A 10,129-nucleotide genomic window follows, 5' to 3' on the forward strand; every position below is an offset into this window, starting at 1 on the left:
AACATTAACCAAGCTAAAACGAACGCTAACAACGAAATCAACACGAATCAAACGCAAGCGATAACTAACATTAACGAAGCTAAAGAAAGCGCTACCACGCAAATAAACGCTAATAAGCAAGAAGTTTTAAACCACATCACGCAAGAAAAAACCCAAGCCACAAGCGAGATCACCGAAGCGAAAAAGCGATCATTATCAAAACATTGATTTTTTTGAGTTTGAATAAGGCTTGTTAAAAACCACTATAATACCCCTAAAAAATGCGAGTTTAAAGATGCCTTTATTTGATTTAAAAAGCCCTTATCCACCAGCAGGCGATCAGCCCCAAGCCATAGAAGCTTTAATAAAAAGCTTAAAAAATAACAACCATTATCAAACTCTAGTGGGGGTTACAGGGAGCGGTAAGACTTACACGATGGCTAATGTCATCGCTCAAACCAATAAACCCACTCTGATCATGAGCCATAATAAGACCTTATGCGCGCAGCTTTATAGCGAGTTTAAGGCGTTTTTCCCGCACAATAGGGTGGAGTATTTTATCTCCCACTTTGATTACTACCAGCCTGAAAGCTATATCCCTAGAAGGGATTTATTCATTGAAAAAGACAGCTCTATTAATGATGATTTAGAGCGTTTGAGATTGAGCGCGACCACCTCACTTTTAGGTTATGATGATGTGATCGTGATAGCGAGCGTTTCGGCTAATTATGGTTTGGGTAACCCTGAAGAATATTTAAAAGTCATGGAAAAAATCAAAGTGGGCGAGAAGCGCGCTTACAAGAGCTTTTTATTAAAGCTAGTGGAAATGGGTTATAGCCGTAATGAAGTGGTGTTTGATAGGGGGAGCTTTAGAGCGACGGGGGAATGCGTGGATATTTTCCCCGCTTATAATGACGCTGAATTTATCAGGATTGAATTTTTTGGCGATGAGATAGAAAGGATTGCGGTCTTTGACGCTTTAGAAAGAAATGAAATCAAGCGCTTGGATTCTGTCATGCTTTATGCGGCCAGTCAGTTTGCCGTAGGGAGTGAGAGGTTGAATTTAGCCATTAAAAGCATTGAAGATGAACTCGCTTTAAGATTGAAATTTTTTAAAGAGCAGGATAAAATGCTTGAATACAACCGCCTCAAACAACGCACCGAGCATGATTTAGAAATGATTAGCGCGACCGGTGTGTGTAAGGGCATTGAAAATTACGCACGCCATTTTACAGGTAAAGCCCCTAACGAAACGCCTTTTTGCTTGTTTGATTATTTAGGGATATTTGAGCGGGAGTTTTTAGTCATTGTAGATGAAAGCCATGTGAGTTTGCCGCAGTTTGGGGGGATGTATGCAGGGGATATGAGCAGGAAAAGCGTTTTAGTGGAATATGGTTTTAGATTGCCTAGCGCTTTAGACAACCGCCCTTTAAAATTTGATGAATTTATCCATAAAAATTGCCAGTTCCTTTTTGTGTCCGCTACGCCCAATAAGCTAGAATTAGAGCTTTCCAAAAAGAATGTCGCTGAGCAAATCATTCGCCCTACAGGGCTTTTAGACCCTAAATTTGAAGTGCGAGACAGCGATAAGCAAGTCCAGGATTTATTTGATGAAATCAAGTTAGTGGTGGCCAGAGATGAAAGGGTGCTAATCACCACGCTCACTAAAAAAATGGCAGAAGAATTGTGTAAATATTATGCTGAATGGGGCTTAAAGGTGCGTTACATGCATAGCGAAATTGATGCGATTGAAAGGAATCACATCATCCGCTCTTTAAGGCTTAAGGAATTTGATGTTTTAATAGGGATCAATCTTTTAAGAGAGGGGTTGGATTTGCCTGAAGTTTCTTTAGTAGCGATCATGGATGCGGATAAAGAAGGGTTTTTAAGGAGCGAAACAAGCCTCATTCAAACCATGGGGCGAGCCGCCAGAAACGCTAATGGTAAGGTTTTACTATACGCTAAAAAAACCACTCAAAGCATGCAAAAAGCCTTTGAAATCACCAGTTACAGGCGCGCCAAGCAAGAAGAGTTCAATAAAATCCATAATATCACCCCTAAAACCGTTACTCGCGCTTTAGAAGAGGAATTGAAATTAAGAGACGATGAGATTAGAATCGCTAAAGCCTTAAAAAAGGACAAAATGCCTAAAAGTGAAAGGGAAAAAATCATTAAAGAATTGGATAAAAAAATGCGAGAATGCGCGAAAAATTTGGATTTTGAAGAAGCGATGCGTTTGAGAGACGAAATCGCTCAATTAAGAACGCTTTAAAAACTATAAGTGTAGTTGAAATAAACCGAGTAATTGCGCCTGAAATCAACTTGATACAACAAGCTGTTGATCCCGTATTCTAAAAATCGTAAAACTTTTAAGACATTTTCACTATTATTACTAATGTTATTCATGGAATAATAATGGTTAAAATAATAAGTAGGGATTTTAATCCCAAAGCCAAATTGGTTGCGCTTATTCCCTAAACGAACCCCTAAATTTACCAAAAATTGGAAACCATTTGGATTCACTTTTCCGCCAAAAGTGTTTTGAAGAAGCGCTTGATACAATAACGCATCGCTCAATCTGTCATACACCCCGGCAAAAGCGATCCCCAAATTGAACCCAGCAAAAAACTTATCCCCATTATAAGCGTTAAGCAATAAATCCATATAAGTGCCATAAGTGGAAATGATGATAGACTGCGATTCTTGAGAGCCATAAAGAGAGGCGCTCAGATCATAAAACAGCCCCCACCTGAAGCCAAACCATTTCGTCTCTTCATGCTTACCCACCCATTTATAGCCCACTTGCACGCCAAGGCCATTAGACACATACGAATTTTTAAAAACAGGGCTTAGACTATCGCTGAAAATAATCTGACTCTTATTGAATCGTTGGGATAAATTCAAGTTGCTAGAGTTGTGCTGAATGCTCCCTAGTTGATACCCAAGCCCCAGATAAAACGCCGATCTATCCGCATAGCGTTTGATAGGCGAAACCACCTTTTGATTAAAAAAAGTGTAATCCCCTTTAGTCAAAACATCTTTAAAGCTCTCTGCATTAAGCACGTAAAAAAGCCCTAAAATTAACCATAACGCTCGTTTCAAAAAACCCCTTATTAAAACTTCAATTTTTTACCGCTTATTTTATAGTTTTGTTTTTGTAAAAACGCGCCTTATTCAAACACCCTTTTAAAAATCGCTCCCACATTTTTAGTGTAATAGCTGTAATCAAAACATGCTTTGATTTCGTCCTCGCTCAAATATTTTTTCAAGCGTTCATCATTGAGTAGGGCGTTTAAAAACAAATTTTCATCAGCGTTTTTAAAAGCGCCTTGTTGCAAAACCTCCCATATTTTCATCGCATTTTCTTGCACGATAGAATAGCTTTCTTCTCGGCTCAAGCCTTTTTTAGGCAATTCCAATAACACCCGTTGCGAAAAGACTAGCCCCCCACTCAAAGCTAAATTTTTAAGCATGTTTTTAGGATAAACCACCAGATTTTCAATCACGCCATTCAAACGGCTGAGCATGAAATCGCTAGTGATAAACAGATCAGGCAAGGCAAAACGCTCCACAGAGCTATGGCTCATGTCCCTTTCATGCCATAAGGCGACATTTTCTAGCATAGGGGTAGTAAAAGAGCGAATCACCCTGCAAAGCCCGGTGATATTCTCGCTCAATATGGGGTTTCTTTTGTGAGGCATCGCAGAGCTTCCCTTTTGCCCTGTTGAAAAAGCTTCTTCCACTTCATAGACTTCACTGCGTTGCAAATGGCGGATATTGACAGCGATTTTTTCACAACTGCTCGCTAAAAGAGCCAGATCGCATGCAAGCCTAGCGTAGCGGTCTCTTTGAATGACTTGATTGCTGATATTAGCGGTTTTTAAGCCTAAAAATCCGCATGCTAATTCTTCTAATTCTAAGGGAGCGTGCGCGAAATTCCCCATAGCCCCACTGATCGCTCCTACGCTGATAAATTCCATCGTTAAATCTAAGGCTTTTAAATGCCGTTTGATTTCATCAGCAAAAAGGGCTAACACTAAGCCAAAAGTAATGGGTTCGCCAAACACCCCATGGCTTCTGCCTACCATTAGCGTGTCTTGATGCTCTAAAGCCCTATTTTTAAGGGTTTCATAGAGGTTTTTAACGCCTTTTTGAATGAGTTTTAAGCTTTTGGTCATCAATAACGCCATAGCCGTATCAATGCAATCGCTAGAAGTGATCCCATAATGAAAAAAGCGAGACTCTTCGCCCAAGCTTTCAGCCACGCAAGTAGTGAAAGCGATTAAATCATGCTTAGTGGTTTTTTCAATTTCTTTGATGCGTTCAAGATTGAATGCCGCTTTTAAGCAGATTTTTTCACAATCGCTATCTTGGATTTGCCCAAGCTTGTTCCATGCCCTAACGATAGCTTTTTCCACTTCCAAATAAGTTTCAAATTTGGTTTGCTCATTCCATAGGGCTTTCATTTCTTCATTCGCGTAGCGTTCTAACACCGACAATCCTTAAATCAAAATGGGATCATGTTACTTTAAAGGGGTTTAAAGAATCAAGGGGCAAAATCGCACAAGGCACAAGAAAGCCCCTTGATTTAATTAAAGGGTTATACTTTAGCTTCTTCTCTGCGTTGCAAGTATTCCCAACGCTCATTCACATCTTTTTGCAATTCTTCAATGATGTGTTCGTTTTCTTTTTTGAAAAGGTGTTTGAAGCGTTTTTGTGCCCCTAAATAATCCCTTACAGGAATGATATTTCTTGGGCGGTAAGTGATTTTCAATTCCCTGCCATTAAAGATTTCAAATAAGGGGAACATCAAGCTATCCACAGCCATATCCGCTAATTCAATGGTTTTATTGGATTCAAATTTCCATTCAGTCGTGCATGGGCTAAGAGCGTTGATAAAGCAAGGCCCTTCAGTGTCTAGCGCGGTTTTAATCTTTTTGTTCATGTCTTTCCATTTGTTAGGCGAGAGTTGTGCCACATAAGGGACCCCATGGCTTGCCATGATATTGACGATGTCTTTTTTCTTTTCTTTTTTACCAAAGCTAACCGATCCTGCTGGCGTGGTAGAAGTGCTAGCCCCTAATGGCGTAGAGCCGCTTCTTTGACCGCCGGTATTGGCGTAGTTTTCATTATCTAGGCAAATGTAAGTCATGTCATGCCCTCTTTCCATGCAACCGCTGATGAATTGAAAACCAATATCATAACTGGCCCCATCGCCTCCAAACGCCACAAATTTTGGCTTTTGACCTTGATAACGGCCCTTATTCACTAAAGCCTTATACATCGCTTCCACCCCTGAAATCGCGGTAGATCCGTTTTCAAAACCGATATGAATCCAAGGCACATCCCATGAAGTGTGCGGATACACCGCCGAGCATACCTCTAAACAACCGGTAGAATTGCCTAAAACAATAGGCCCATCTACAGCGTTTAAAACTTCGCGCACAATAATGCCATGCCCACAACCGGGGCAAAGCAAGTGCGAGCCTTGAAATTTCTCAGTGCTTTGGCTAAAACCTTTGAGTGTTTTGACTTCTTTTACCATGATATTTCCTTTTTAAAAAAAGCTCATTTTAGGGCCGTGCAAACCTACGAATTGTTGGGTAGGGTGCGTGAGCGTGCCTTTAAGAGCGTCTTCATTGATTTCTTCAAAAATTTCGCATAAATGTGCGATTGTCATATCCCTTTCGCCTAAACCATAAATGTAGTTAGACACCACGGGGTGTTTAGTCCCTTGCGTTTGATACACCGCACTCGTTACTTCATTAAACATCGCCCCCATAGCGCCCGCTGGAGAGCTCTTGTCTAAAATCGCCAAAGCTTTAAGATTTTTCAAATCCTGCCCTAATCTTTCATAAGGGAAAGGGCGCAAGGAATGGATGGTAGCCACGCCGGCATTAATGCCTTTTTTACGCATTTCTTTAGCCGCTACGATCGCTGATTCATAAGTAGTGCCTAACGCAAAGATAGCGATTTCAGCGTCTTCTAGCTGGAAAGTTTTAGTCAAACGGTATTGTCTGCCTGTGAGTTTAGCGAAATCATTGAACACTTCTTCAATCACAGAAGACGCGCTCATGATCGCATGGTGGAGTTGGGCTTTATGCTCATAATGCCATTCTTCTTCAGCTTGCGCACCATAGCTTACCGGTTTATCAAAATCCAAAAGGGAATGCTTGGTTTGGTATTCGCCTACGAATTGATAAGCCACTGCATCGCTCAAAGGGCGGACATTTTGCACGGTGTGCGAGCATAAAAACCCGTCTTGATTGACAATAGTAGGCACGCGCACCTTTTGATGCTCTGCGATTCTAAACGCCATTAAAGTGAAATCGTAAGCTTCTTGAGGGTTGCATGTGCATAAACTGATCCAGCCAGAATCCCTGCTTAAATACATATCAGAATGATCGCCATGGATATTCAAAGGGGCTGCTAAAGCGCGATTGACTAAATTCAAAACAATAGGCAAACGCATGCCAGAAGCCTGGTATAAAACCTCTACCATTAACGCCAAACCTTGAGAGCTAGTCGCAGTGCTGACCCTTCCTCCAGCTGCAGCAGCTCCCACGCATGCGCTCATAGCGGCATGCTCAGATTCCACTAAAACGAATTCGCCATCAACATAGCCATTATCCTTAAACGAGCCATAATTTTGCACAATGGGCGTTGATGGGGTGATAGGATAGGCTGCGATGACATCAATTTGGGCCTGTCTTAAAGCGTTAGAGCTAGCGGTGTTGCCATCCCACACTTCTATCTCTTGCAATTCGATACTTTTTGCCATATTTTTTCCTTATGATTTTTTCTTTTCTTGTTTTTGCGGCCATTGAGTGAGAGCGGTGGCAGGCTCAATTTGTTCTTCAAACATCCATAGGGATTTAGGGTTAGTGGGGCAGACATCCACGCACACGCCACAGCCCTTACAATGAGAATAATCCACGCCCTTTAATTTGCCCTCTCTTGAAAGAATGGCAGCGTCTGGGCAATAAACCCAACAATTAAAGCAATTGATACAAATATTATTGTTATGCACAGGCTTAGCCACGCGCCAATGAGCCACTGAAGTGGTGAAGTAACTCTGTTCGGTATAATGGCGCTCATCATTGTGTTTTTCCATTTCGCTTTGCGCGTTCTTTTCAAAAGGGAAGAGCACCGCTCCCATTTCAAATTCATTCCAATCTTTCATCTTTGTTCCTTAATGTTATTGAACTTCTTCATAAGCTCTTTGGATAGCGAGCATGTTAGCGTCAATGACTTCTTGCGTGAGTTTTTTGCCTAAAACTTTTTTAAAAGCTTCTTTAAAAGCCCCGATTTCAAGCATGCCAGACACTTTCATTAAAGCCCCTAACATGGGCGTGTTAGGGATAGGGCGTTTTAAGGTTTCCATAGAGATTTTTAAACAATCCACTAAAAACACCTTACGGGTTTTTAATTCAGGTTTTTTTTCAAACAATTCTTCTTTGCTGAGATAACTAGTGATGATATAAGTCGTGTCTTCTTTTTCATTAGCGAAGATGTTTTCAATAAAAACCAAACCAGGGTCAATCACTAGCACATAATCCGGTTGCATGAAGCGTTCATGGTTTAAAATCGGCTCATCATCAATGCGGTTATAAGCCATCATAGCAGCCCCCCTTTTAGCTGAACCATAAGAAGCGAACGCTTGCACTTCTTTGCCTGTTTTTGAAATCACATCAGCTAGCCCTTTAGCACCGGTGATAGCGCCTTGACCAGCTCGCGCATGCCATCTAATTTGAAACATGGTAATATGTCTCCTTAATATCGTATAAAATAAATTGAATTTAGCCCAAATATTATACAAGAAAAACTATTAATGTGTCTTATAACAATATCTTTTTAGGAATTTTTATAGGAAAATGGGGGCATACCTACAAGAATTATGGCTATTTTATGGCTATTTATTCTAAAAAGATAGGCGTTCTTAATCAAAACTACTAATATTTATTTTAAACTTTGTTATTATTTAGGGTGTGATTTGATCTTAGTTCTATATAGGGCAAGTGTGGGGCAGGATAACAAAAGGAATTGGGTTATGGATAAAACAATGGTTAAAATATTGATGGGCATGGCGTTATTATCATCGCTTCAAGCCGCAGAGGCAGAGCTCGATGAAAAATCAAAAAAACCTAAATTTGCGGACAGGAATACGTTTTATTTAGGGGTTGGGTATCAGCTTAGCGCGATCAACACATCTTTTAGCACCGAGTCTGTAGATAAATCGTATTTCATGACCGGCAATGGCTTTGGTGTGGTGTTAGGGGGGAAATTTGTGGCTAAAACGCAAGCTGTAGAGCATGTGGGTTTCCGTTACGGGTTGTTTTACGATCAGACCTTTTCTTCTCACAAATCCTATATTTCTACCTATGGTTTAGAATTTAGCGGTTTGTGGGACGCTTTCAATTCGCCAAAGATGTTTTTGGGGTTGGAGTTTGGTTTAGGCATCGCTGGGGCGACTTACATGCCAGGAGGGACCATGCATGGGATTATCGCTCAATATTTAGGCAAAGAAAACTCGCTTTTCCAATTGCTTGTGAAAGTGGGTTTTCGTTTTGGCTTTTTCCACAATGAAATCACCTTTGGGTTGAAATTCCCTGTCATTCCTAACAAAAAAACGGAAATCGTTGATGGCTTGAGTGCGACCACTTTATGGCAACGCCTACCGGTAGCTTATTTCAATTATATCTATAATTTTTAGATATAGTTATTTAGGGATTTTAGATTTGACAAAATCAATCAACTCTCGTGTGTCTATGGTTAGGGTTAAAAATTGCTGATACATCACAAACCACTTACCCCCCTTGCCATACAAATGATACCCATCGCCCCCACCCACAAAGCTAAAAAACGCATCCGCTCGCACGCTTAACCATTTGTTTTTATAAAGATAATAAAGGCCTATCATGTCAAAATTAGGGGCTCTATACCATGGCAATCCGGTATAAAGGGATTGGCCATAAGTAGCGTAAAAGTGCATTTGGGGTTTGTTGGAAAAATAGTATCTGTTAAAAATCCCAAAGCCTTTGTATTGCGCTTGAGCGTAAAATTCCCCCCCAAAGCTGTTATAAAATTGAGCGTTTTTACACTCGCTAGCATAACGCACGCAATAATGGGTTTGAGACGACTGCGTGCCAAAAGTCATGAAAATATTGTCCATATAGGGCATGAGATTTTTAAAATCCGCTTTTAAATAAGCGTGGTAATAAACCCTGTCTAAAATGGTAGGGTTAGAGTATTTCCCTATTTCTCCGCCTTGTAGGTTATTTTTTTGACTGAAATAGGGGTAGCCATTAGGCCATTGCGGGGTTGCATCGCCTGGTTTTAAGTAGGAATTACCGCCGTAAGGGTAATTATCTCCCATGCTATGAGAGCTGGCGTTATGAAAAATCACAAGCTGCCCCCCTAAACCTAAATACCCTTTAAGAAACTGAAATTCTGAAGAAACAAAATACAAGAATTGGTTAAAATCGTAATTTTTCTTTTTGGGTTGGTTGTTCCAATTACGCCCCCCATACCAATCCACAACGCCCTCAAACCACCCATTCCACCAGCGGTTAGGATCATAAGCCGGTTTGAATTGAAACGCTCCTCCCCTAAAAGTAGGGTCTATAAACCAGAAAAGTTTTTTAAAAGCGCTTAAAGGGTAATGCCCTATTTGATAGCTTCGTGGCACAATGCCTAAAAAAAGTCTCAAATTTTTCCCTATGTATTGGTAATACATGGTAACCCCCCACGAATAAGGGAAGTAGCTATAATGCGTGTGCAAATTTTGAATAAACCACGCCCCAAACATCAAGGCCTGTCTTTTGTCCAATTGGACGCCGATTTGAGGCATGAGACGGGCTTGCATTTTGGTTAGGCTATTCCAATAAGGGTTATTTGGAGGGGAAGCCAGATTGAAATTAAAGCTCATGAACTTCAAGTCATAGACAAAACTAGCCGCTTTCATTAAGGGTGGTATGAAAAAACCTGAAAACAACAACGCACAAAGAGATTTTTTTAAGGAAATCAAATCAGAATACAGCCCCTTTCATCAACGCCTTTTAAAAATGGTGGCAAAAATAAGATAAAATTTTAAATTAATTTGCTTTAAAAACAGCATAAAAACCAAAAAACAGAACCCTTTCAAGTTCGG

The 10,129-nt window shown here is 40.5% G+C and carries 9 protein-coding genes and 1 pseudogene; 3 read left to right on the forward strand and 7 right to left on the reverse strand.

Features of this window, described 5'->3' with window-relative positions:
- Window positions 1-207, forward strand: a pseudogene (locus EWZ81_RS02575) (hypothetical protein); the annotation flags it as partial.
- Window positions 208-274: 67 nt separating this feature from the next.
- On the forward strand, window positions 275-2,251 hold the full coding sequence (gene uvrB / locus EWZ81_RS02580; RefSeq protein WP_165548922.1) for an excinuclease ABC subunit UvrB: 1,977 nt from the start codon (window positions 275-277) through the stop codon (window positions 2,249-2,251).
- On the opposite strand, the gene EWZ81_RS02585 is transcribed toward uvrB, so the two are convergent.
- From EWZ81_RS02585 to EWZ81_RS02610, 6 genes are all read right to left on the reverse strand, one after another.
- Complete coding sequence (locus EWZ81_RS02585; protein ID WP_165548923.1) at window positions 2,248-3,081, reverse strand: outer membrane protein; 834 nt, start codon at window positions 3,079-3,081, stop codon at window positions 2,248-2,250. The genes uvrB and EWZ81_RS02585 overlap by 4 nt on opposite strands.
- A 68-nt stretch (window positions 3,082-3,149) precedes the next feature.
- Window positions 3,150-4,472 carry an adenylosuccinate lyase gene (gene purB / locus EWZ81_RS02590; RefSeq protein ID WP_165548924.1) on the reverse strand — a complete coding sequence of 441 codons (1,323 nt, stop codon included), beginning with the start codon at window positions 4,470-4,472 and terminating at the stop codon, window positions 3,150-3,152.
- A 107-nt stretch (window positions 4,473-4,579) separates the two neighbouring features.
- A complete protein-coding gene (locus tag EWZ81_RS02595; protein ID WP_108349515.1) occupies window positions 4,580-5,524 on the reverse strand; it encodes a thiamine pyrophosphate-dependent enzyme in 945 nt (314 codons plus the stop codon).
- A gap of 12 nt (window positions 5,525-5,536) precedes the next feature.
- Window positions 5,537-6,760, reverse strand: coding sequence for a 2-oxoacid:ferredoxin oxidoreductase subunit alpha (locus EWZ81_RS02600; protein ID WP_165548925.1), 1,224 nt, complete (start codon window positions 6,758-6,760; stop codon window positions 5,537-5,539).
- 9 nt (window positions 6,761-6,769) lie between these two features.
- Window positions 6,770-7,162 (reverse strand): 4Fe-4S dicluster-binding protein, encoded by a 393-nt coding sequence (locus tag EWZ81_RS02605; protein WP_000656174.1) that lies wholly within the window; start codon window positions 7,160-7,162, stop codon window positions 6,770-6,772.
- Between the two features lie 15 nt (window positions 7,163-7,177).
- Window positions 7,178-7,738, reverse strand: coding sequence for a pyruvate flavodoxin oxidoreductase subunit gamma (locus EWZ81_RS02610; protein ID WP_000486459.1), 561 nt, complete (start codon window positions 7,736-7,738; stop codon window positions 7,178-7,180).
- Between the two features lie 291 nt (window positions 7,739-8,029).
- Between EWZ81_RS02610 and EWZ81_RS02615 the strand changes: the two genes are divergently transcribed.
- Window positions 8,030-8,692 (forward strand): outer membrane protein, encoded by a 663-nt coding sequence (locus EWZ81_RS02615; protein ID WP_165548926.1) that lies wholly within the window; start codon window positions 8,030-8,032, stop codon window positions 8,690-8,692.
- A gap of 6 nt (window positions 8,693-8,698) precedes the next feature.
- Here EWZ81_RS02615 and EWZ81_RS02620 read toward each other — a convergent pair whose 3' ends face one another.
- On the reverse strand, window positions 8,699-10,006 hold the full coding sequence (locus EWZ81_RS02620) for a hypothetical protein (protein ID WP_165548927.1): 1,308 nt from the start codon (window positions 10,004-10,006) through the stop codon (window positions 8,699-8,701).
- Window positions 10,007-10,129: the final 123 nt, after the last annotated feature.

Origin of the sequence: Helicobacter pylori (assembly GCF_011140715.1) — a bacterium.
Classification (GTDB): Bacteria; Campylobacterota; Campylobacteria; order Campylobacterales; family Helicobacteraceae; genus Helicobacter; species Helicobacter pylori_DA.